The sequence below is a fragment of the Rhodovibrio salinarum DSM 9154 genome (genome assembly GCF_000515255.1).
Lineage (GTDB): Bacteria > Pseudomonadota > Alphaproteobacteria > Kiloniellales > Rhodovibrionaceae > Rhodovibrio > Rhodovibrio salinarum.
On sequence record NZ_KI911559.1, the window covers coordinates 1854607 to 1876349 of the forward strand.

Consider the following 21743-nt stretch of genomic DNA (forward strand, 5'->3'; position numbering starts at 1 on the left):
TGCGAGAGGTGAGGAGGTCGGCTATGGCGGACAGTCGTGATGAAGGGTTCCTGACCCGTTGGGCGCGCCGTAAGCAGCGCGCCGCCCAGGCACCGGCGGCCAAGCCGGGGGCGCCCGAAACCCCGGCGGAGCCGGTCCCGAGCGCAACGGAGCGTACCGAGACCGAAGCCGCACGTCAGGAATGGATCGATAGCCTGCCCGAGCCGGAACAGCTGGGTCCAGAGGACGATTATGCGCAGTTCCTACAGGACGGCGTGCCGGACGAGCTGCGTCAGCGCGCCCTGCGTCGCCTTTGGAGCTCCAATCCGGTGTTCGCCAACCTGGATGGTCTGAACGACTATGACCTGGACTACACCGACGCGGCGACGGTGGTGGAGAACCTCAAGACCGCTTTCCAGGCCGGTCGCGGTATGGTGACCAAGGAGGAGCGGGAAGCCGAAGCGGCCGCCTCTGCCGCCCCTGGTGAGGAACTTGCCGAGGAAGCGACGTCTGCGGAGACCGCAAACGAGCCCTCGGACGCGCTTTCGGCAGAGGCGGACACCGCGCCCTCAGAGGAAGACAGCGTTTCGATGGCCGGGGAGGGGGCCCCATCCCCGCGGGAACGCTATCGGCCGAGATCAGACGGGCAGAGTCGGGTGAAGGGTGCGGCGGCGCAGCGGCGATGGGGGAGTTAGATATCCCTGCCGTGTATCATGCGTCGTTCTACACATCTCGCTAGTTGTATGTAGGGACTCGATCCCAGATGACCGGATCGATCTGAATACCAAGTATAATGGTTCCTGACATGATTTAGGGTAAGTTACCCTTTCTTAAGTATATGAATCTGGACCTTGGAAGTCGGAATTTCTGCCGCTTGCACTTGGCCGTGCGAAACCTTCGCGGATGCAGCATCAGATTTTGTTGACACCTTGGGTGACAGACGGGCTAATGTGTTCTAGAGACGTTCAAAACAAGGTCTGCGACAAGCGGACGCACCAAGCCGGATTCGGGGCGTAGCCTCACCTAAAACCATAACCGGCTGGAATGAGTTTGCACACGAAGGGCGCCCTGGTTGGGCAGGATGGCGCGCTTCCCTATTGCCTGCTGGCGACGGCACGAGGTGCGCCCGCAGACGATTGAGAAGTGGCTGAGACGCCTCCCTCACCAGCCAGATCAGGTGCTATGAGGAGGTAAGTGCCGTGTCCGACGGCCCGCCCGATTCCGGCAGTCTGGCAGAAGAAGACCAGCTGCGCGCCAACGTGTATATCTTGTTGGCGCAGTTGCTTGCGCGCGCGCCCCAGGCGGACCTGTTGCAGCAGGTGGCTGGCTTGCAGGGTGACGACAGCCCGTTTGGCGAGGCTATGCGCGCGCTCGCGCATCAGGCCCAGCGCGCTACCCCGGATCAGATTGCGGACGAGCACTTCAACCTGTTCATCGGGGTCGGCGAGAGTGAGCTGGTCCCCTATGGCTCCTATTACCTGACCGGTTTCCTGAACGAAAAGCCGCTTGCCCGGTTGCGGGCCGACATGGCCGAGCTTGGTATCGCGCGCGCCGACGGCGTGCACGAGAGCGAGGACCACATCGCTGCGCTGTGCGAGATCATGGCCGGCCTGATCACGGGGGCGTTCGGCGATGCGGCGGATTTGAGCCAGCAACGGCGCTTCTTTCAGCAGCACATCGGGTGCTGGGCTCCGCGTTTCTTCGAAGACCTGGAAGCGGCCGCAGGCGCCGCTTTTTACATGCCGGTGGGAAGTATTGGCCGGCTGTTCATGGAGGTCGAGAGCGAGGCCTTCGAGATGGCCGCTTAACGCGGCGGTCCGTCGGCTGTGTCGCGCAGGAGCGCACGACTTGCCGATGCCCGCGCCCATAGCGCCCACGGGAACCGCCCGTCCGGTCCGGACGCTGGCAAGAGAGGAGAGCACGATGAGCAGGAAGCAGCACAAGACCGGGGCGGATGCCCAAGCCGATCAGCCTGACGCCGCGCGGCGGAAATTCGTGCGTTCGGCCGGCCTTGGCCTCGGCGCGGCCGGGGCGGCGGCGGTCTATTTCGGCCGTGGCGGCAGTGACGAAGCGCAAGCCGCACAGCCGGAGAAAGCTGGCGGCCAAGGCAAGACGCAGGCCGGCTATCAGGAAACCGACCACGTCCGTCGCTATTACCAGTTGGCGCGGTTCTAGGGCGCTTGGCCGACTAAGTCTCCGGCGTCAGCAGGGCCTGAGCCCCGAACCGGGATTGCAGCCCCCGCGCCGAGCCATCTGGCCAAGGGTCTGCCAGCAGATCGCAAGTTGAGGAGTCGAGCGATGCTCACCAAGAAATCCAGCGGCACGACCCGCAGCTCCCGCCTGTCCAAGGCGGCCGTCGGTTTCACCGGCGGGGCGATGGACCGCCGCGCCTTTCTGAAGCGCTCGGGCCTGACCGCCGGCGGTGTGGCTGTCGCCTCCACCATGGACTTCGGGATGGTGAAGAAGGCGCAGGCGCAGTCCGGCGTGGACCCGAAGGCCAAGATCCAGATCAAGAAGTCGGTCTGCAGTCACTGCTCGGTCGGTTGCACGGTGATGGCTGAGGTGCAGAACGGCGTCTGGGTCGGGCAGGAGCCCGGCTGGGACAGCCCGTTTAACCTGGGCACGCACTGCGCCAAGGGCGCGTCGGTCCGCGAGCACGCGCACGGCGAGCGCCGCCTGAAGACTCCGATCAAGATGGAAGGCGGCAAGTGGAAAAAGCTCTCCTGGGAGCAGGCGATCGACGAGATCGGCGACAAGCTGCTGCAGATCCGTGAGGAGAGCGGGCCGGACTCGGTCTACTGGCTGGGCTCGGCGAAGCACAACAACGAGCAGTCCTATCTGTTCCGCAAGTTCGCCGCCTTCTGGGGCACCAACAACGTCGACCACCAGGCGCGCATCTGCCACTCGACCACGGTCGCGGGCGTAGCCAATACCTGGGGCTACGGCGCGATGACCAACAGCTACAACGACATCCATAACTCGGCGGCGATCTTCCTGATCGGCGGCAATCCGGCCGAGGCCCACCCGGTGTCGATGCAGCATCTGCTCAAGGCCAAGGAACAGAACAACGCGCCGCTGATCGTCTGCGACCCGCGCTTCACGCGCACGGCCGCGCACGCCGACGAGTACGTCCGGCTGCGTCCGGGGACCGACGTCGCGTTGGTCTGGGGTCTCCTGTGGCACGTCTTCCAGAACGGCTGGGAAGACAAGACCTACATCCGCCAGCGTGTCTGGGGCATGGACCAGATTCGCGACGAGGTCGCGCAGTGGACCCCGGAAGAGGTGGAGCGCGTTACCGGCGTGCCCGGCAGCCAGCTCGAGCGCGTCGCGCGCACGCTGGCGAACAACCGGCCGTTCACGATCATCTGGTGCATGGGCGGCACGCAGCACACCAACGGCAACAACAACACCCGCGCCTACTGCATCCTGGGGCTGGCGTTGGGCGTGATCGGCAAGTCTGGCGGCGGCACCAACATCTTCCGCGGCCACGACAACGTGCAGGGCGCCACCGACCTGGGTGTGCTGTGCCACACCTTGCCTGGCTACTACGGCCTGTCGGAGGGGGCGTGGAAGCACTGGTCGCGCGTCTGGGACGTCGATTACGACTATCTGCAGGGCCGGTTCCATAACAAGGAGATGATGGAATCGCCGGGCGTGCCGGTCTCGCGCTGGTTCGACCTAGCCCTGGAGGATGCCGAGAACATCGAGCAGCCCAATCCGCTGCGCGCGATGATCTTCGACGGGCACGCGCCGAACAGCCAGACCCGCCTTCCCGACATGAAGAAGGCGATGGAAAAGCTGGATATGCTGGTCGTCATCGACCCCTATCCGACGATGACCGCGGTGATGCAGGACCGCACCGAGGGCACGTATCTGCTGCCCGCCTGCACGCAGTTCGAGACCTACGGCTCGGTCACCGCGTCGAACCGCTCGATCCAGTGGCGCCAGCAGGTCGTCGAGCCGATCTTCGAGAGCAAGCCCGACCAGGAGATCCTGTACCGGATCGCCGAGAAGGTCGGCATAGCCGATCAGCTGTTCAAGCACATCAAGGTTGAGAACAAGCAGCCGGTCATCGAGGACCTGACCCGCGAGTTCAACCGCGGCATGTGGACGATCGGCTACACCGGCCAGTCGCCGGAGCGCATGAAACTCCACATGGCCAACCAGCACACCTTCGATAAGACCACGCTGAAGGCCGTCGGCGGCCCGGCGGACGGCGACTACTACGGCATGCCCTGGCCGGCCTGGGGCACGCCGGAGATGAAGCACCCCGGCACGCCCAACCTGTACGACACCTCCAAGCCGGTGGCCGAGGGCGGCCTGTGCTTCCGCGCCCGCTTCGGCGTGGAGCGCGACGGGCAGAACCTGCTCGCCGAGGGCTCCTATCCGGTCGGCTCGGAGATTCAGGACGGCTATCCCGAGTTCACGATGGCGATGCTCAAGAAGCTCGGCTGGGACAAGGATCTGACCGAGGACGAGCGCAGCACGATCGAGAACATCGCGGGCGACAAGACCAACTGGAAGACCGACCTGTCGGGCGGCATCCAGCGCGTCGCGATCAAGCACGGCTGCGCACCGTTCGGCAACGCCAAGGCGCGCTGCGTGGTCTGGAACTTCCCGGACCCGGTGCCGGCCCACCGCGAGCCGCTGTACACCGCGCGGCGCGACCTGGTAGCCGACTACCCGACCTACGAGGACCGGCGGATGTACCGTCTGCCGATCATGTACAAGTCGATCCAGGCGCAGGACTACTCGCAGGATTTCCCGTTGATCCTGACCTCCGGACGGCTGGTCGAGTACGAGGGCGGCGGCGAGGAAACCCGCTCCAACCCGTGGCTTGCCGAACTGCAGCAGGACATGTTCATCGAGATCACCGCGTTCGACGCCAACAACCTCGGCGTGCGCGACGGGGCGATGGTCTGGGTGCACTCGCCCGAAGGCTCGAAGATCAAGGTCAAGGCCATGGTCACCGAACGCGTGGGCCGTGGCGTGGTGTTCATGCCGTTCCACTTCGGCGGCTGGTGGCAGGGCGAGAGCCTGCGCGACAAGTACCCCAAGGGCACCGATCCGTACGTCCTGGGCGAGGCGTCCAACACGGCGCAGACCTACGGCTACGACTCGGTCACCAACATGCAGGAAACCAAGGCCACGCTGTGCCGCGTGGCGCCGGCGTAACGCGCCGGTTGTCACCGCACGCGGCCGACAGCGGACCTAGGGAGTAGAGATCAATGGCACGCATGAAATTCCTTTGCGACGCCGAGCGCTGCATCGAGTGCAACGCCTGTGTCACCGCCTGCAAGAACGAGAACGAGGTGCCCTGGGGCGTGAACCGCCGGCGCGTCGTCACCATCAACGACGGCAAGCCGGGCGAACGCTCGATCTCGGTGGCCTGCATGCACTGTTCGGATGCGCCGTGCATGGCCGTCTGTCCGGTAGACTGCTTCTACATGACCGAAGAGGGCGTGGTGCTCTGGTCGAAGGACCTGTGCATCGGCTGTGGCTACTGCTTCTACGCCTGCCCCTTCGGCGCCCCGCAGTACCCGCAGGCGGGCAACTTCGGCTCGCGCGGCAAGATGGACAAGTGCACCTTCTGCGCTGGCGGCCCGGAGGAGGACAACTCCGCCGACGAGTTCGCCAAATACGGCTCTAACCGCTTGGCCGAGGGCAAGCTGCCGCTGTGCGCGGAGATGTGCTCGACCAAGGCGCTGCTCGCCGGCGACGGCGACACGGTCGCCGACATCTACCGCGAGCGTGTGGTCGCGCGCGGCTTCGGCTCCGGCGCCTGGGGCTGGGGCACGGCCTACGAGCAGAAGGCTGGCTAGACCGGGAAGGTGTTGGGCGCCCGCCATGGTCTGGATACGCCCCGCTGGCTCGGGCCAGCGGGGCCGTCCTGCGGGTGGGCGTCGGTGCTATGGCGTTGTCACCCACTCTCCGGCCCACGAGATGACGAAAGCCGTATTCAACAGATGATCAGGTCATTCGCCCGTCTGCTGACGCTCGCCATGCTCGGCGGGACCTTGCTGGTTGCGGCCGGCTGCAAGGAAGCGGAGCAGAACCGCGTGCTGTTCCATGAGCCCGGCGTCTACAAGGGGCAGAAGGACCAGGGAATCAGCGACGAAACCTATCAGGAACTGCGCCAGCGCGCCCGCCGGCAGGCGGGTTAGGCGCGCACCTGAGGGCAAGCGTCCGCCGGTTGCCGCTTGGTTGAGCGACCTGCGGTTGGTTGGACGCAACGCTGCCGCATATGACGGGCATATACTGCGGTCTTGCGGGCGTCAGGCGTCCTGCAGATGCGTAAGACCGCCGAATTGAGGTGAGGAACCAGGACACGATGTCCAGTCAGCGCACGCAGTCGGTCGCGCGCCGGCAAGACGCCGGCGGGTGGTTGTTTCCGCTGCTGGCGACTTTGATCGTCGCCGTCTTTCTGACGCTAGCCGCGAGTTCGCCCGCGTGGGCGCAGTCCGGCACCGCGGACCCGTCCGTGACCGCGGAACAGCCGACGCGCGGTCAGATCCCCGGCAACGCGTTGGGCGGCACCAACGACACCGAATTTTGGAAGATGATTCGTCAAGGCCAATCGGGCACGGTGTCGCAGCCGGATAAGAAGCTCGGCGTGCTCGTGGACTCCAGCGGGGAGAACTGGCGCGCAATCCTGAACGGTCCGGTGAAGGTCTATGGCGCCTGGCTGATCCTCGGCGTGTTGGCGCTGTTGGCGCTGTTCTATGCCCTGCGCGGACGTGTTCCGGTGGACGGCGGCTTTTCCGGCAAGACGGTCGAGCGTTTCACCACCCTTGACCGTTTCGCGCACTGGCTGTCGGCGACCTCCTTTGTGATCCTGGCGTTCACCGGCCTGAACCTCGTTTACGGCAAGTACTTTCTGCTGCCGCTGATCGGCCCGTCCGCTTTCTCCTGGATCACGCAGGCCGGCAAGTACGCGCACAACTTCGTCGCCTTCGCCTTCATGGCCGGCGTGATCATGATGTTTCTGCTGTGGGTGCGCTTCAACATCCCGAAGAAGCACGACCTGACCTGGCTGGCGAAGGGCGGCGGCATCTTCGATTCCAAGGTCCATGCACCCTCCGAGCGGTTCAATGCGGGCCAGAAGGGGGTCTTCTGGCTGGCCTGCCTGGGCGGGCTCAGCCTGTCGATGTCGGGGATCGCGCTGCTGTTCCCCTTCGAGTTCGGTTTCTTCGGCAAGACCTTTGCCGCGCTGAACGGTCTCGGTCTGGATTTGCCGGCCCAACTCAGCCCGCTGCAAGAGCAGCAGCTCAATCAGATTTGGCATTCGATCCTGGCGTTCGTGCTGATCGCGGTCATGCTGGCCCACGTCTATATCGGTTCGGTCGGCATGCAGGGGGCCTTCTCGGCGATGGGCTCCGGCCAGGTCGACGTGAACTGGGCGGAAGAGCACCACAACATGTGGTATGCGCGCTTGGTGGAGGAAGGCCGGGCGCCGCCGTCCAACCAAATTCATCCGGCCGAGTGACTGATATGCCGTGTCCAACCTGCCGTCGCGCCGGCCTTCTCGCCGGCGTGGCCGCCGCCCTGCTGCTCGCCGTCAGCCTGCCAGCCAGCGCGGCGCTCGACCGGGCAGACCTCGAACAGCGCGTCGAGAAGGCCTTCCAAGCCCGGGTCCTCAAGATTCGGGAGGGGACGTTGCAGGGCCGCGCGGTTTTGTTCGTCACCATGATGCGCGAGCAGGCCAACTCGAACGCCGCCTTCAAGGTCGATACGCTGGCCTTCGATCCGGAAACGGGGGCGGCGTTGCGGGGGCGTGTGCCGGACGTGCGCAACGACGCAGCCGTGCCCAAGCGCGAGACCCAGATGATCGATCGGCGTCCGGACGTGCTGCGCGGACGGCCCTGGCGCTGAGATGGTGGGACCGGCGGTGGCAGCGCTGGCGCGCGTGTCCCGACGGTTCCGACGATGGGCGACTGCGCTTGCACTCGCCGCCGCGTTTGCCGGCACGTCCATGGCGACGGCCGGCCTAAGCGGCCACGGCGGTCCGGTCACGGCCATCGCGATCTCACCGGACGGTCGGCTCGCCTTGACGGCGTCGTTCGACTACACCCTCAAGCTTTGGGATCTCGATCGACAGGTGCCGCTGCAAACGCTGCGCGGACACACCGGCGCGGTCACCACCGTCGCCTTCCTGCCCGACAGTCGGCAGGCGCTCTCCGGCGGCGACGACGGTAAGCTGCGCTTGTGGGATGCCGCCTATGGCCAGGAATTGCACGTGTTCGACGCGCATCGCGGCAAGGTGGCCGACCTCGCCGTGTCGCCGGATGGCATGCGCGCGGTCAGTGCCGGTTGGGATGGGCAGGTGCGGCTTTGGGACCTGACGGCGCGCCGGTCACTGCGCACGTTGGACGCGGACGCCGGCATGGTGAACGCGGTCGCCTTCACCGCCGACGGCCAGCAGATGGTTGCGGTCGGGGCGCAGGGACATGCCCAGCTGCATGCGCTGGCTCGCGGCGGGCGGTCGAGGGAACTGCCGGGCCAAGGGCTCGGGATCAACACCCTCGCGCTGACAGGGGACGGTCGGGCGCTTGCCGGTGGGGTCGACGGTCGGCTGCACGTCTGGTCCCTCGACAGTGGCACGCGGATCGGCGCGTTGGATGCGCACGACGGGCCGCTCAGCGCCGTCGCCGTTACGGGCGATGGGGCGACGGTGGCGACCGCCGGCACCGACGGTTTGATCCGACTCTGGACGCTGGGGTCGCGGAGGCTGCGCCATACCTTGAGCGCCGTCGCGGCGCCGGTCTGGGATCTGGCCTTCACGCCCGACGGGACGCGCCTGCTTGCAGCGGGTGGGGATGGTACGGCGCGCCTGTTCGACGTCGCAACCGGCAAGCCGATTGGCGGGCAGGTGCGCGGTGTCGACACCCGCCTGCCGGAGCCGGACAGCCGCGGGGCGGCGCTCTTCCGCAAGTGCGCGGCCTGTCACACTCTGACCCGGGACGGGGGCAACCGCGCGGGGCCGACGCTCTACAAGCTGTTCGGCCGCAAGGCCGGTACTGTGCCGGGCTACGACTATTCCCGGGCTTTGGCGCGTGCGGATCTGGTCTGGACGAAGGAGACGGTGAGCCGCCTGTTCGCCCAGGGCCCGCACGTGGTGACGCCGGGTAGCAAGATGCCGATCCAACGCATGCCGGACGCCGATGACCGGCGCGCGTTGATCGCCTATATCGAACGTCACGCGATGCCGGATGGGGCGGCACCCACCGGCTCAGGGACCAGGGAGTAGAAGAGCGATGCGTGCTTTCATCACCGCCGTGGCCGCGCTGCTGGTGCTGTCCGTGGGCGCCGGCGCGATCATGACCGCCGCGAACCCGACGACGACGCAGGAATACGCCACCGACAACGTCCGTCTCGGCGATTAGGCGCAATCGTTATCTCACGCCCGCACGCGTTGTTTTCGCGCCCTCGGGGATGCCGTAGAGCTTCTTGGCGCGGTCGGCGAAAGAGGTGATGACCGTGTTGAAGGTCTGGTTGAAGTAGCGCTCCGCCAATTGGCGCAGCGGGATGTTGCGCAGGCGGTAGCGGGCGTGGGCGATCACCTCGCAGCCGCCGTCGTCCAGGGGGCGGAACTGCCAGCGCAGCACGAAGTACTGGAACGGCCGACCGTTGGCGGAAATGCGCAGGTAGGTTGGCCGTGTGAAGCGGGCATCCGTGTCGAAGCGGAAGCGGATGCCCTTGTCCGCGATCACCTGGTCGACGTGCAGCCAGCCGCGCGCGCGATCTCCGGTGCGTTTGGTGATCCGCACCGCCCGCCAGCCCGGCACGAACTGGGGATAGTGCTCGATGTCGACGACAAGGTCGAACATCTGCTCGGCGGAATAGGGGACTTTGAGCCGTTGATAGACGGTCGCCATGGCACCTCGTCAGTGTCAGGGGCGTTCGGGGCCTTTAAGCTGCGAGCGCGCAGCCGGTGAGCCAGACCGTGCCGGCGTTGTGCGCCAGCATGCTGAACTTGATTCCGCCCGTCATCGCGTCCGGGTCATTCACCTTCGGTAGGCCGCGGGTGGCGAAGGGGGCGATCACGGCAATCGCCACCGGCAGCAGCGGCGTCCAGATCGGGAGCAGCCCGACCAGTGCGGCGACGCTCGTGGCGATGGCGGCGACGGTGTGGACCGCGAGGTAGGCCATATGCGTGCCCTTCGGTCCCAGGCGCACCGCCAACGTGCGTTTGCCGGCCTGACCATCCGAGCGTATATCCGGGATCTCGTTTCCCAGCAGGATGTTGACCACCCAGCAGGCGACCGGCAGCGAGATCAGCACGGCTGCCCAGCTGATCAGTCCGGTTTGCAGCCAATAGGCCCCGACCACAGGCAACAGACCGAAGGCGGTGCCGACCGTCAGCTCGCCCAGTCCGCGGTTGGCGAAGTGCAGCGGCGGCATCGAATAGGCCAGCGCCAGGCCCAGGCCGATCGCGCCGAACGCCAGAACCTCGATCCCGGCGAGCGCGGTCAGGAGCAGACCCAGCACGACCGAGGCGCCGGCCAGCGTGGCGCCCCAGCGCGCCATCTGGTATCGGCTCATCACACCGTTCTGGATGAACCGGGAGCCCCCGGTGAAGGGGTGTAGGCGACTGTCGTTGTCCGGGTCCGTGCCGGAGATGTCGTCGTAGACGTCGTTCAACACGTTGGCCGCGGCGGTGACCAGCAGCGTTGCGGCCATCGCCAGCAGGAACGCAACGCCGGCGAAGCCAAGCGCATGTTGTGCGCCGTAGGCCGTGCCCAACAGGACCGGCAGTGCCGAGGCGGACATGAACGGTGGACGGGTGGCAAGCAGCAACCGCTTGGCGACCTGATGCGGCCGGTCGCCGCCCAGGGCTTCCCACGAGGGTTCGATGGCCAACGCTGTGATTCCCCCAAAGATGGTGTCGGCATGGATGCGGCCGCCTGTCCAGTCGGCGCCACACCGCTAACCTGCCCTTATCTAACCAATGAGGTAAGTCCCGGAATTGCTCCAAATCAGTTTGGGATAGGAAGGATTAAAATCCAGCTATGCCGTGAACGCGGCGTTTCAGGCAGCCTTGCGGGGCGCACCTGGCATCCGGGCGAGCGCCCAGATCAACAGGCCAAGCACGATGGCGTTGAGCACATGCCACATGAAGTGCGTGCCGAACGGGGTGGCGCCGCACAGCGGTTGATCAAGCGTGCGTAGGGTGATCGATGCAACGAACACCCCCGCGGCCACCAGCAGCCAACGTCCCGCCGACACCCCGCGCGCCAGCAACCAGCCGCCGGCGATCACGAGCGCGGCGAGCGCGGGCAAATAGCCGCTGGAGCCGCCCAGCGCGTCACCTAGCAGCCGCTCGACCCCGGCTTCGAAGCCCATGCTGGCGGGCAGGAAGGCGAGTGTGAGGCCACCGGCCCAGACCCAGTTCAGATGGAAGCCACGGCGTAGCGTAAGCGCCAGGTACGCCAGGATGAACAGCATGATCGGCAGCACATCGGCCAGCGCCGCCCAACGGGTCGCCACCGTGTGGAACAGGAAGGAGCCGATCCCGATCGTCGTCAGCAGGACGAGCAGGAGGCCCGTACCAGCCTCCAGCCGCCCGTCACGGCGCAGGCTGGCGAATACCAGCGCGGCCGCGATCAGGAAAGCCGCGTTGGTCAGCGCGTTGACCGGTTCGGCCCAGAAGGTCGGACCCATCCGCTCGCAATAGATGTCAATCTGCTGAGACCACCCGTCCACGTGCGCGCTCCCGCTGTGTGTCCGTGGGTGAGCTACGGTGCACAGGGGCGGGCGTCAAGGTGACGGGCAGGTAGGTAGCGGACGCCAGGCCGGGCTCGACCTACGCCAACGGGACTTGCCCCGCCTTTGGCCTACTCCGCCGCCTGTTTCTCCTTATCCAGCTCGATCCGGGCGGCGCAGAACTTGAACTCGGGGATCTTGCCATCCGGGTCGATCTGCGGATTGGTCAGGACGTTGGCGGCGGCTTCGGCGTAGGCGAAGGGGATGAAGATCATGCCTGATGGCACTTCCCGGTCGGCGCGCAGCACGAGCGCGATCGAGCCGCGACGGGTGGTGACGCGCACCCGCTGGCCGGCGCGCCAGCCGCGCTTGCCGATTTCGCGCGGGTGCATCGAGACGATCGCCTCCGGCTCCAGGTGGTCGAGCACACGCGCCCGGCGGGTCATCGCGCCGGTGTGCCAGTGTTCGAGCTGCCGGCCGGTGGTCAGTACCAGCGGATAGTCCTGGTCGGGCAACTCGGCTGGCGGGGTGATGTCGACCGGCTTCATGCCGCCGCGTCCGCTCGGTGTCGGGAAGCCTTCGGAGAACACGATCGGTTCGCCCGGATGGTCCGGGGCCGGGCAGGGGTAGGTGACCGACCCCTCGCGCTCCAGCCGGTCCCAGGTGATGTTGGCGAGCGACGGCATGATACCGGCCATTTCGGCGTAGACCTCGCGCACCTGGGCGAAGCCGAAGTCGTGGCCCATTCGCCGGGCGATCTCGTGGGTGATCCACCAGTCCTGGCGCGCCTCGCCGGGCAGCGAAATCGCCGGGCGGCCCAACTGCACCTGCCGGTTGGTGTTGGTGTAGGTGCCGGTTTTCTCCTGCTGGGCGGAAGCGGGCAGGACCACGTCGGCGTGGAAGGCCGTTTCGGTCAGGAAGATCTCCTGCACCACCAGATGCTCCAGCTTGGCGAGCGCGGCGCGGGCGTGCGTCTGGTCCGGGTCGGACATCGCCGGGTTTTCGCCCATGACGTACATGCCCTTGATCTCGCCGTCGTGGGCCGCGTTGACGATCTCCACGACCGTCAGACCCTTCTGCCCGTCCAGTTCGGTGCCCCAGTAGTCCTCGAACTGCTGCTTGAAGTCGGCGTTGGTGACCGGCTTGTAGTCCGGGAAGACCATCGGGATCATCCCGGCATCCGAGGCGCCCTGGACGTTGTTCTGCCCGCGCAGCGGATGCAGGCCGGTTCCCTTGCGCCCGATCTGGCCGGTCGACAGCGCCAGGTTGATCAGGCTGCGGGAATTGTCGGTGCCGTGGACGTGCTGGCTCACCCCCATGCCCCAGAAGATGATCGAGGCGTTGGAGGTCGCGTAGGCGCGCGCACACTCCTTGATCGTCTGGGCGTCGACGCCGACCAGTTCCGCCATCTCTTTCGGCGGGAAGTCCTTGACCTTCTCGCGCAGCGCCTCGACGCCGTCGGCATGCGCCTGGATGTACTGCGTGTCCTCCAGCCCCTCGGCGAAGATGGTGTGCAGCATGGCGTTCAACAGCGCCACATCCTGGCCTGGCTTGAACTGCACGTTGCGCCAGGCGTAGCGGCCGAGCTGCACCTGATAGCGTGGGTCCATCACGATCAGCTTGGCGCCGTTCTTGGCGGCCTGTTTCAGGTAGCTCGCCGCGACCGGATGGTTTTCGGTTGGGCGGGCGCCGATCACGATGATGCACTCGGCGTCGCTGGCCGCGTTGAACGGTGCGGAGACGCCGCCGGAGCCGAGGTTCTCCATCAGCGCCGCGACCGAGGAGGCGTGGCACAGCCGGGTGCAGTGGTCGACGTTGTTGGTGCCGAAGGCGACCCGCACCGTCTTCTGGAACAGGTAGGCTTCCTCGTTCGTGCCCTTGGCGGAGCCGAAGCCGGCCAGCGCGCCCGATCCGTCGCGGTCGCGGATGCGTTGCAGGCCGCCCGCCGCGACCTCCAGCGCTTCCTCCCAGCTGGCTTCGCGGAAGTGGGTCCAGGGGTTGGCGGGATCGACCTTGTCGTCGCCGCGCTTGGGCGCGTCCGCCCGGCGGATCATCGGCACCTGCAGGCGATGCGGATGGCGGCTGTAGTCGGTGCCGAAACGGCCCTTCACGCACAGCCGCTGTTCGTTGGACGGACCGTTGCGCCCGTCGACCGAGATGATCCGGTCGTCCTTGACGTTGTAGGTAACCTGGCAGCCGACCCCGCAGAAGGGGCAGACGCTCTCGACCTGCGTGTCGGGCCATTCGGTGCGGGTCTGCTGCTCGTCCAACAGCGCGCTTTCCATCAGCGCGCCGGTTGGGCAGGCCTGCACGCACTCCCCGCAGGCCACGCAGGTGCTCTCGCCCATCGGGTCGTCGAAGTCGAACACCACCTTGGCGTCGTGACCGCGGTGGGCGAGGCCGATCACGTCGTTGACCTGGACCTCGCGGCAGGCCCGGACGCACAGGTTGCAATGGATGCAGGCGTCCAGGTTGACCGCCATCGCCGGATGGCTGGTATCCGGCTGCCACTGCTCGCGCTCGGGAAAGCGGGACTGCGCGACGCCGACCTGGTCGGCCCAGTGCCAGAACTGGCTGGTCGGGTCGTGGCTGGTCTCCCGCGCGGGCTGGTCAGAAACCAGCAACTCGAACACCAGCTCGCGGGCCCGGCTGGGGCGGTCCCCAGCCACGGACACTTTCATGCCCTCGCTTGGCTTTCGGATGCAGGAAGCGGCCAGCGCGCGCTCGCCTTCCACCTGCACCATGCAGGCCCGGCAGTTACCGTCCGGCCGGTAGCCGGGCTCCGGGCGGTGGCACAGGTGGGGAATCTCGATGCCTTCGCGCTTGGCGACCGTCCAGATGGTCTCACCGGGCGCGGCCTCGACCGTCCGGCCGTCGATCTCGAATCGGATGGTGTCGGTCATGTTTCGAGATCCTCAGGGAAGTACTTGAAGACGCAGTCGATCGGGTTCGGAGCTGCCTGGCCAAGGCCACAGATCGAGGCATCACGCATGACCTGCGACAGGTCGGCGAGCAGTTCCTGGTCCCAGCGGTCGCGTTCCAACAGCTTGACCGCCTTCTCGGTGCCGTTGCGACACGGCGTGCACTGACCGCAGCTTTCGGCCTTGAAGAAGCGCATCAGATTGCGCGCGGCGGCCTTGATGTCGTCCTGGTCGCTCAGGATCACGATCGCCGCGGAGCCGATGAAGCAGCCGTATTCGTCCAGCGACCCGAAATCGAGCGGGATGTCGCTCTTGCTGGCCGGCAGGATGCCGCCGGACGCGCCGCCCGGCAGGTAGGCCTTGAAGCTGTGCCCCTCGGCCATGCCGCCGCAGTACTCGTCGATCAGCTCGCGCACCGTGATCCCGGCCGGGGCGTGCTTGACGCCCGGCTCCTTCACCCGGCCGGAGACGGAGAAGAGACGTAGGCCCGAGCGCCCGTTGCGGCCCTTGCCGGCGAACCATTGCGGGCCGTGCTGGATGATGTCGCGCACCCAGTACAGCGTCTCGACGTTGTTGGTCAGGGTCGGCTGGCCGAACAGGCCGACCTCGGCGGCGAACGGCGGCTTGTGCCGGGGGAGGCCGCGCTTGCCCTCGATCGATTCCAGCATCGCCGATTCTTCGCCGCAGATGTAGGCGCCTGCGCCACGGCGCAGGTAGACCGGGCAGATGCGGTCGATGTAGCCAGCGCGCGCGACCCGGTCCAACGCCTCCTGCAGCAGGCGGTTCACTTTCGGATATTCGTCGCGCAGATAGATGTAGCAGGCATCGGCCTGTACCGCGGCGCTCGCGATCAGCGCGCCCTCCAGGAAGCGGTGCGGGTCGCGCTCCATGCACCAGCGGTCCTTGAAGGTGCCGGGTTCGCCCTCGTCGGCATTGATCGCGACGTAGTGGGGATGCGGCTGCTGGCGGACGATTCCCCACTTCTTGCCGGCCGGGAAGCCGGCGCCGCCCAGGCCGCGCAGATTGGCGTCGGACAGCGCGCCGACGATGCTGTCAAACGTGCGTCGTCCGTCCAGCAACTCCTGCAGTACGGTATAGCCGCCGTGGGCGACGTAGGTCTCGTAGTCGACCGGCGTGGGCTCGTGCAGCTCCATCGGTCCGCCGGCCGCCGCGATCGCCAAGCTGGAGAGGGTGGCGTGGTGCATGTGCCCCTGATGGCCGATTTCGGCCACCGGGGCGGTGTCGCAGCGGCCCATGCATGGGCCCGAAAGCACCCGGATCTTGTCGCTGACCGCTTGCGGCAGCTTGGCCAGCAACTCCTGGGCGCCGGCCATCTCGCACGCGATGCCGTCGCACACGCGGATGGTCAGATCCGGTGGCGGTGTCTCGCCGTCATCGACGATGTCGAAATGGGCGTAGAAGCTGGCCACCTCGTAGACCACCGCCATCGGCAGGCGCATCTCCTCCGCCAGCGCATGCAGGTGGCGGGCGTGCAGGCAGCCGAAGTGGTCCTGTAGCAGGTGCAGATGCTCGATCAGCAGATCGCGTTGACGGGAGCGGTCGCCCAGCAGTGCACGCACCGCGTCAGCGGCTTCAGGGTCGAGCTGCCGGCCCTTGGGGGTCGGCGGTGCGTTACGCCGCCCAGATCCGGGGGCGATCTGACGCTCTAGGGGGCGCTGCGGGGGAGGTGGGTTGCCGTCGGCCATGGGGTTGGCCTCATCCTTCTGGCGGTAGTGGGCGTGACCCGGGCAGCTTGTCGCGTCTCGTTGCGGGCCGCAGCCGGGCTCCCGGTTCGGGCAAGCTGGCTCAGTCGGCGTTGGCGTCGATGACGTCCAGACGGGCGTGGGTCATATCGATCAGCTGTTTGCCCTGGTGCTCGAAGTTGACGGTTACGCGGGCGCCGATCACCGATTGGACCTGACCGAGCCCCCAGTCCGGGGCGTCCGGGTTGCGCACCAGCATGCCGGGCGCGAGATGGTCGTCGGTCATGTTGGCTCCTCCTATTTGCTACTCTACGCGCCTCAAGGGTGCGACAATCTGACCAAGAACGACACCGATAGGGGTTGATGCGACACACACCACAACGCACAACGGGGCCAGTCAGCCGCCGCGCGTCCGTCTTCCGAGGCTTCCGAACGCCTCATCCAGGGAGGAACCGATGCAGGATATCCAGATCGATCTTCGGGTCGCCGAGTTGTTGGCCTCGCGGCTGTGCCATGACTTGGTCTCGCCAGTGGGGGCGGTAAATAACGGCCTGGAGTTGATGGCCGAGGATTTGGACCCGGAGATGATGCAGGACGCGCTCGCGCTGGCCGATAAGTCGGCCAAGCAGGCCTCGTCGACCGTCCAGTTTTTCCGGCTTGCCTATGGCCAGGCCGGGCGGCAGGTCGACATGGGCCCGGCGGAGTTGAGGCGTCTGGCCGAGAGCTTTTTGAGCACACACAAGGCCGAGCTTTCCTGGGATGCGGACGCGTTGGTCCTGAACGGACCCGACGGCGGCGGTAAGCTGCTATTGAATTTGATCGCGCTTGCGCTCGAGACGCTGCAGCGCAGTGGCACGATCCGGGCGGACGTATCGTCCGCCGGCACGGCGATCCGTGTGACTGGGAGCGGGGCCAAAGCGCGTCTGCGTGATGAGACCCGGGCGGCAATGTCCGACGACGTTGACGTCGCCGAACTCAGTCCCCGCGCGGTCCAGGGCTATTTCACTCGGCTGATCGCCCGGCGGATGGGCGGCGATCTTGGGGTGCACGAAGAGCCGGACGCCGTGACGTTCGAGGTGACGGTCCGCGCGGACTGACCGTCGGTTATGGCGGTGAGTTGATCGGTATTCTTGTACTGAACGAGAGCGGCTAGATTATTTCGAGGTGGTTTGAAGCTGACGTCGTAGCGTTTCGACCATAAAGGGCACCTCAGTCGCCGTCAGACGCCCGTGGTGCGTTAGAAACGCCTCGATATCCCGGTCCGTGTAGCGGCCGACGAGCTTGTCATCTTGTATGAACAGCTTCAGCCGGGCCAGTTCATAGGCACGGTCATGGCAAATGCGGCACTTGTCTTCGAACAGTCCATGGCCGCGGTTAATCGCGGCCAGATGATCCAAGATAATGTCAGTTTCTTCTGTGTTCAAACCGCCGTGGCCGCTTTTAAGAAACATTTCTAGCTTTAAGCCATTTTGACTGACAAGCGCGCCGTCATCGTCCAGTGAGAGCTTCTTCTCCACGAATTCACGGGCATGTTCTTCGTGGCAGCGGCCACAGCTTCGCTCATAGAGCTGATGCGGATCGAGGTTTTGCGCCATCCCCCGGACTGGAAGCAAAGCGAGAACCATGAGGAGCAGGGCACACGCGATGCGCAGCCGATACAGCATTCGTAAGATTCCGACCAACGTCGCTCATGTGGCTCGATATGAGGAGATCTGGATTGTACGAGAATCCCCATTGAGAAGGTATGTCAGAATTCTCGATCCGGCCCAATCAGGAGGACGCCTGCATCGAACAGCCGGGCCACGAACCTAACTTCTTTGTCCACTTATCGTCGTAGTAGCTACATGGGATCGCCGGCACTGCGATCACGCCCTGCAGGTGGGGTGAAACCGTCGGCATACAGCCGTTTCTCGAAGCATTGAGGCGGAACGCCGCACCCTGCGATATTGCAAGTGAAAATCATTTGCATTACTAGAGAGGCAGTGTGGCGCTACGGTTGTCCTGCCCGGCGCCATCTTGACGCGCGACCTGTGAAGGGCGCGACCACCTGACCGAGGGAGACACGCAGATCATGCGCGCATATGCGATCACCGCAGCGGCCGCCACGCTCGCCGCCGGACTTGCGGTCACCAGCGCCGCCCACGCGCAAGGCGAGGTGAATATCTATTCCGCCCGCCACTATCAGACCGACCAGCGGCTCTACGACGAGTTCGAAAAGCGCACGGGCATCGAGGTGAACCGCCTGCAGGGCAAATCCGATGCCCTGATCCAGCGGATCAAGAGCGAGGGGCGCAACACCCCTGCTGACGTTCTGGTCACGGTCGATGCCGGCCGCTTGTGGCGCGCCGAGCATGAAGGTCTGTTCGCCCAGATCGACAGCGAGGTGCTGAACGACCGTATTCCGGCCAATCTGCGTCACCCGGACGGCGAATGGTTCGGCTTCTCCAGCCGCGCGCGGATCATCCTGTACAACAAGGATCGTTTCGAGGAGCCGCCGGTCACGACCTACGAGGGGTTGGCGGATGACAAGCTTGAGGGCGAGGTCTGCATCCGGTCGTCTTCCAACATCTACAACCAGTCGCTGCTGGCCAGCCTGATCGAGCATCACGGTGCCGAGGGCGCACAGGAGTGGGCCGCGAACGTGGTCGACAACTTCGCCCGTGAGCCGGAAGGCGGGGACACCGACCAGATCATGGGCGTTGCCGCTGGCGAGTGCGGCGTGGCCGTCGCCAACCATTATTACTTCGTGCGCGTGCTGCAGAATCAGCCCGAGGCGGTCGAGAACGTGGGCTACGTCTTCCCGAACCAGGACGGGCGGGGCACACACGTCAATATTTCCGGCGCTGGCGTGATCAAGAACAGCCCGCACCGCGAGAACGCCGTGCGCTTCCTGGAGTTCCTGGCCAGTGACTTCGCCCAGCGCTACTTCGCGGACGGCAACAACGAGTACCCGACCGTGCCCGAGGTCGCGCCGAATACCAAGCTGAAGAAGCTGGGCGACTTCAAGATCGACGACATCAACGTCTCCGCCTATGGCGAGAACCAGCCAGAAGCCCAGCGAATCTTCGACCGCGTCGGCTGGAAGTAGCACCCTCCCTCTAGCCGGCCCGCACGCCCGCCCGGAGAGGCCCATCCGGGCGGGCGTTTTTCGTATTCAAGTCGCCGCGTGCCGTGGCTCGCTGAACACCAGTCGGACGAAGTCGCGATAGAGCCGGACCTGTCGCGCCAGGCTCGGCGGATCGCGTGTGACCTTTGATAGAATGATTCCCCCATCGACCACGACGGTCACCATGTCCGCGAGATCGTCCAGGTCGACCGGGATGCGCGGTGGGTAGAGGGCGGCGATCGCCTCCAGTCGTGCCCGAAACCGCTTGCGCCAGCCGAGCACGGCGGCAGTGTTGACCTCCTGGACTTGTCTGGCGAACAGCTGTTCGTGGTAGCAGACCGAGGCCACCAGGCAGCCGGGGTGCCCGTTTGGGAGGTCGGCGAACATGTCCGCCAGTAGCTTGAGCGTGATCAGGAAGGCGTGCAGCGGGTCCTCGCTGAGTGCGTCGCCGCGGGATTCCAATTGGTCGAAGATGGCGTCGTCCTCGCGCACATAGCGCTCCAGCAGCGCCTTCGCGAGTTCGCTCTTGTCCCGGAAATGGTAAAAGAAACCGCTTTTCGAGATGCCCACGGCGGCGATCAACTCGTCGATCGAGGTGCCGCTGAACCCCTTTGCCAGAACAGCATCCTGCGCCGCGTCGAGCAATTGCTCGCGCGTGGGGAGGGCGGTCCTGGGCGGTTGCGTGGCCATGATCTGGGTACATCCGTAAGGCGGTTACTGTACCACCGGTACAGTCCCCGGTGTCGGCGCAAACGGGTAGGCGGCCATCTCGGCTGGGCGTCGAGCGCTAAAGTTTTGTTTTAATAGCAGATTTGTTGGCGACGCGCCCTGTACCGCAGGTTCACTACCGCCCGCAGCGCGGCCCTCGTATCTCTTGGGTCCGCGATCCCAAGCCTTGCGGCGTGGTCGATCGCATGTTCCCCCACCAGGAGATCGACTTATGCTGCAGGATCGACAGGGTAATCCTCTGACCGGCGCCAACGCCGAAGCCGTGGCGGCTTTCGATGCGGGCGTTCGGGCATTCAACATCTACCGCGGCGACCCGCTTGCGCATGCGGATGCGGCGTTGGCGGCCGCGCCGGCCTGCGTCATGGCGCACCTTCTGAAGGCCCATCTGCTTTTAATGGCCACCGAGCCGGCGGCCGCTGAGGAGGCTGGGGGGATCCTTGGTCACGTTCGGAACTTGCCGATGTCTGATCGGGAGGCCGGCCACCTGGCCGCGTTGCAGCAGGTGCTGGCGGGCGATTGGTCGCGCGGCGCCGAGACGTTGGACCGGCTCAACATGCGCTATCCGCACGATTTGCTGGCGCTGCAGTCCGGTCATCTGATGGATTTCTACCGGGGCAACGCCCGCAACCTGCGTGACCGCGTCACGCGCGTGCTGCCGGCCTGGACGGCGGATGTGCCGGGTTACTCGATCGTGCTTGGCTTTCAGGCGTTCGGGTTGGAGGAATGCGGCGACTACGCCCGGGCGGAGGCGGCCGGGCGCGAGGCGCTCGCCCGGGAGCCGCTGGATTGCTGGGCGCACCATGCCGTGGCGCATGTCATGGAGATGCAGGGCCGGGCGGAGGATGGCATCGGCTGGATGCAGGTCCGGCAGGCGCAATGGGACGGCGACGACAACTTCTTCAAGGTGCACAACTGGTGGCACAAGGCGCTGTTCCATCTGGACCTCGACGATGCCGAGGGCGCGCTTGCGTTGTACGACGGCGCGGTTCGGCGGGAGGCGAGCGAGGTTGCGATGGATCTCGTGGATGCTTCGGCGCTGCTGTGGCGGTTGCATGCGGCGGGTGTCGACGTCGGCGGACGCTGCCTCGAGGTCGCGGAGGTCTGGCGCGCGCATGCCGACGGTAAGCTTTACCCGTTTAACGACTGGCACGCGGCGATGGCTTATCTCGGCGCCGATCAGGTGGTCGAGGTCGACCGCCTGATCGCGGCGTATGAGAACGCACCGTCGGCAGGCGAGGTCGGGCGTTGGCAGGCGCAGATCGGGTTGCCGCTGCTGCGCGGCTTCCGGGCATTTGCGACCGGGCACTACGCCGAGGCGGTGAGCGATCTGCACACAGGTCGGGCGATCGCCAACGGCTTCGGCGGCAGCCACGCCCAGCGGGACGTGATCGACTGGACCCTGGCCGAAGCCGCGATTCGCGCCGGTCTGGGGGCCGAAGCCGTCGCCTTCGCCCAGGAGCGGGTTGCGGTGAAACCCCACAGCCCGATCAGCCGGCGCTCCCTGCAGCGGGCCCGCTCCATTTCCGCCGCACCAGCGGCCGCGGCTTGAGCCGAGTGCTCGGGAGATTTCCGGCCTGAGCATGGCGGGTGTAGAGGGCACGA

Annotated in this window: 21 protein-coding genes; 13 read left to right on the plus strand and 8 right to left on the minus strand. The window is 66.0% G+C overall.

The features are described from left to right. Positions 1 to 23 precede the first annotated feature (23 nt). The 10 genes from RHOSA_RS21400 to RHOSA_RS25890 all read left to right on the plus strand — a co-directional run bounded on the left by RHOSA_RS21400 (position 24) and on the right by RHOSA_RS25890 (position 9362). Positions 24 to 674 (plus strand): DUF3306 domain-containing protein, encoded by a 651-nt coding sequence (locus RHOSA_RS21400; protein ID WP_051431963.1) that lies wholly within the window; start codon positions 24 to 26, stop codon positions 672 to 674. A gap of 504 nt (positions 675 to 1178) precedes the next feature. Then, positions 1179 to 1787, plus strand: coding sequence for a TorD/DmsD family molecular chaperone (locus RHOSA_RS0108615; RefSeq protein WP_027288353.1), 609 nt, complete (start codon positions 1179 to 1181; stop codon positions 1785 to 1787). 115 nt (positions 1788 to 1902) lie between these two features. Then, positions 1903 to 2154 (plus strand): hypothetical protein, encoded by a 252-nt coding sequence (locus RHOSA_RS0108620; protein WP_027288354.1) that lies wholly within the window; start codon positions 1903 to 1905, stop codon positions 2152 to 2154. A gap of 123 nt (positions 2155 to 2277) precedes the next feature. After that, positions 2278 to 5154: a formate dehydrogenase subunit alpha gene (locus tag RHOSA_RS0108625; protein ID WP_027288355.1), complete on the plus strand. Its 2877-nt coding sequence runs from the start codon at positions 2278 to 2280 to the stop codon at positions 5152 to 5154. A 53-nt stretch (positions 5155 to 5207) separates the two neighbouring features. Continuing rightward, positions 5208 to 5801 carry a formate dehydrogenase FDH3 subunit beta gene (gene fdh3B, locus RHOSA_RS0108630; RefSeq protein WP_027288356.1) on the plus strand — a complete coding sequence of 198 codons (594 nt, stop codon included), beginning with the start codon at positions 5208 to 5210 and terminating at the stop codon, positions 5799 to 5801. Positions 5802 to 5945: 144 nt separating this feature from the next. Further along, on the plus strand, positions 5946 to 6143 hold the full coding sequence (locus tag RHOSA_RS0108635; protein WP_027288357.1) for a hypothetical protein: 198 nt from the start codon (positions 5946 to 5948) through the stop codon (positions 6141 to 6143). Between the two features lie 167 nt (positions 6144 to 6310). Beyond that, positions 6311 to 7465 (plus strand): formate dehydrogenase subunit gamma, encoded by a 1155-nt coding sequence (locus tag RHOSA_RS0108640; RefSeq protein WP_081728592.1) that lies wholly within the window; start codon positions 6311 to 6313, stop codon positions 7463 to 7465. A 5-nt stretch (positions 7466 to 7470) separates the two neighbouring features. Next, entirely contained in the window at positions 7471 to 7851 is a 381-nt protein-coding gene (locus RHOSA_RS0108645) for a hypothetical protein (RefSeq protein WP_027288359.1), read from the plus strand. A gap of 16 nt (positions 7852 to 7867) precedes the next feature. After that, positions 7868 to 9226 carry a c-type cytochrome gene (locus RHOSA_RS21405; RefSeq protein ID WP_169816617.1) on the plus strand — a complete coding sequence of 453 codons (1359 nt, stop codon included), beginning with the start codon at positions 7868 to 7870 and terminating at the stop codon, positions 9224 to 9226. 7 nt (positions 9227 to 9233) lie between these two features. After that, positions 9234 to 9362: a hypothetical protein gene (locus RHOSA_RS25890; protein WP_276570074.1), complete on the plus strand. Its 129-nt coding sequence runs from the start codon at positions 9234 to 9236 to the stop codon at positions 9360 to 9362. Between the two features lie 9 nt (positions 9363 to 9371). Here RHOSA_RS25890 and RHOSA_RS0108660 read toward each other — a convergent pair whose 3' ends face one another. From RHOSA_RS0108660 to RHOSA_RS0108685, 6 genes are all read right to left on the minus strand, one after another. After that, positions 9372 to 9854, minus strand: a complete 483-nt coding sequence (locus RHOSA_RS0108660) for a type II toxin-antitoxin system RatA family toxin (RefSeq protein WP_027288360.1) — start codon at positions 9852 to 9854, stop codon at positions 9372 to 9374. Between the two features lie 34 nt (positions 9855 to 9888). Further along, positions 9889 to 10839, minus strand: coding sequence for a prenyltransferase (locus tag RHOSA_RS21410; RefSeq protein WP_051431965.1), 951 nt, complete (start codon positions 10837 to 10839; stop codon positions 9889 to 9891). Between the two features lie 168 nt (positions 10840 to 11007). Further along, complete coding sequence (locus RHOSA_RS0108670; protein WP_027288361.1) at positions 11008 to 11682, minus strand: ceramidase domain-containing protein; 675 nt, start codon at positions 11680 to 11682, stop codon at positions 11008 to 11010. A gap of 131 nt (positions 11683 to 11813) precedes the next feature. Further along, on the minus strand, positions 11814 to 14585 hold the full coding sequence (gene fdhF, locus RHOSA_RS0108675; RefSeq protein ID WP_027288362.1) for a formate dehydrogenase subunit alpha: 2772 nt from the start codon (positions 14583 to 14585) through the stop codon (positions 11814 to 11816). Then, positions 14582 to 16309 carry an NADH-ubiquinone oxidoreductase-F iron-sulfur binding region domain-containing protein gene (locus RHOSA_RS0108680; protein ID WP_051431966.1) on the minus strand — a complete coding sequence of 576 codons (1728 nt, stop codon included), beginning with the start codon at positions 16307 to 16309 and terminating at the stop codon, positions 14582 to 14584. The genes fdhF and RHOSA_RS0108680 overlap by 4 nt, the downstream gene beginning before the upstream one ends. 100 nt (positions 16310 to 16409) lie before the next feature. Next, complete coding sequence (locus RHOSA_RS0108685; protein WP_027288364.1) at positions 16410 to 16592, minus strand: DUF3553 domain-containing protein; 183 nt, start codon at positions 16590 to 16592, stop codon at positions 16410 to 16412. A 169-nt stretch (positions 16593 to 16761) separates the two neighbouring features. Here RHOSA_RS0108685 and RHOSA_RS21415 point away from each other — a divergent pair, with 169 nt between their 5' ends. Continuing rightward, entirely contained in the window at positions 16762 to 17403 is a 642-nt protein-coding gene (locus RHOSA_RS21415) for a histidine phosphotransferase family protein (RefSeq protein ID WP_051431967.1), read from the plus strand. A 57-nt stretch (positions 17404 to 17460) separates the two neighbouring features. On the opposite strand, the gene RHOSA_RS0108695 is transcribed toward RHOSA_RS21415, so the two are convergent. Next, positions 17461 to 17970 (minus strand): hypothetical protein, encoded by a 510-nt coding sequence (locus tag RHOSA_RS0108695; protein ID WP_027288365.1) that lies wholly within the window; start codon positions 17968 to 17970, stop codon positions 17461 to 17463. A gap of 407 nt (positions 17971 to 18377) precedes the next feature. Between RHOSA_RS0108695 and RHOSA_RS0108700 the strand changes: the two genes are divergently transcribed. Beyond that, positions 18378 to 19394 (plus strand): Fe(3+) ABC transporter substrate-binding protein, encoded by a 1017-nt coding sequence (locus tag RHOSA_RS0108700; protein WP_027288366.1) that lies wholly within the window; start codon positions 18378 to 18380, stop codon positions 19392 to 19394. Positions 19395 to 19460: 66 nt separating this feature from the next. Here the strand turns inward: RHOSA_RS0108700 and RHOSA_RS0108705 are convergent, their stop codons facing one another. Then, the gene (locus RHOSA_RS0108705) at positions 19461 to 20102 is read right to left on the minus strand and encodes a TetR/AcrR family transcriptional regulator (protein WP_027288367.1); all 642 of its coding nucleotides are present in this window, start codon (positions 20100 to 20102) and stop codon (positions 19461 to 19463) included. A 250-nt stretch (positions 20103 to 20352) separates the two neighbouring features. Between RHOSA_RS0108705 and RHOSA_RS0108710 the strand changes: the two genes are divergently transcribed. Then, entirely contained in the window at positions 20353 to 21690 is a 1338-nt protein-coding gene (locus RHOSA_RS0108710) for a tetratricopeptide repeat protein (protein WP_027288368.1), read from the plus strand. Positions 21691 to 21743: the final 53 nt, after the last annotated feature.

Excerpts from the sequence above, each read along its gene's own strand:
- RHOSA_RS0108645 (WP_027288359.1), top strand. The coding sequence starts at position 7,471 with ATGCCGTGTCCAACCTGCCGTCGCGCCGGCCTTCTCGCCGGCGTGGCC.
- fdh3B (WP_027288356.1), top strand. The coding sequence starts at position 5,208 with ATGGCACGCATGAAATTCCTTTGCGACGCCGAGCGCTGCATCGAGTGC.
- RHOSA_RS0108695 (WP_027288365.1), bottom strand. The coding sequence starts at position 17,970 with ATGCTGTATCGGCTGCGCATCGCGTGTGCCCTGCTCCTCATGGTTCTC.
- RHOSA_RS0108700 (WP_027288366.1), top strand. The coding sequence starts at position 18,378 with ATGCGCGCATATGCGATCACCGCAGCGGCCGCCACGCTCGCCGCCGGA.
- RHOSA_RS25890 (WP_276570074.1), top strand. The coding sequence starts at position 9,234 with ATGCGTGCTTTCATCACCGCCGTGGCCGCGCTGCTGGTGCTGTCCGTG.
- RHOSA_RS21415 (WP_051431967.1), top strand. The coding sequence starts at position 16,762 with ATGCAGGATATCCAGATCGATCTTCGGGTCGCCGAGTTGTTGGCCTCG.
- RHOSA_RS0108640 (WP_081728592.1), top strand. The coding sequence starts at position 6,311 with ATGTCCAGTCAGCGCACGCAGTCGGTCGCGCGCCGGCAAGACGCCGGC.
- RHOSA_RS0108680 (WP_051431966.1), bottom strand. The coding sequence starts at position 16,309 with ATGGCCGACGGCAACCCACCTCCCCCGCAGCGCCCCCTAGAGCGTCAG.
- RHOSA_RS0108685 (WP_027288364.1), bottom strand. The coding sequence starts at position 16,592 with ATGACCGACGACCATCTCGCGCCCGGCATGCTGGTGCGCAACCCGGAC.
- RHOSA_RS21400 (WP_051431963.1), top strand. The coding sequence starts at position 24 with ATGGCGGACAGTCGTGATGAAGGGTTCCTGACCCGTTGGGCGCGCCGT.
- RHOSA_RS0108705 (WP_027288367.1), bottom strand. The coding sequence starts at position 20,102 with ATGGCCACGCAACCGCCCAGGACCGCCCTCCCCACGCGCGAGCAATTG.
- RHOSA_RS0108710 (WP_027288368.1), top strand. The coding sequence starts at position 20,353 with ATGCTGCAGGATCGACAGGGTAATCCTCTGACCGGCGCCAACGCCGAA.
- fdhF (WP_027288362.1), bottom strand. The coding sequence starts at position 14,585 with ATGACCGACACCATCCGATTCGAGATCGACGGCCGGACGGTCGAGGCC.
- RHOSA_RS0108660 (WP_027288360.1), bottom strand. The coding sequence starts at position 9,854 with ATGGCGACCGTCTATCAACGGCTCAAAGTCCCCTATTCCGCCGAGCAG.
- RHOSA_RS0108625 (WP_027288355.1), top strand. The coding sequence starts at position 2,278 with ATGCTCACCAAGAAATCCAGCGGCACGACCCGCAGCTCCCGCCTGTCC.
- RHOSA_RS0108620 (WP_027288354.1), top strand. The coding sequence starts at position 1,903 with ATGAGCAGGAAGCAGCACAAGACCGGGGCGGATGCCCAAGCCGATCAG.
- RHOSA_RS0108635 (WP_027288357.1), top strand. The coding sequence starts at position 5,946 with ATGATCAGGTCATTCGCCCGTCTGCTGACGCTCGCCATGCTCGGCGGG.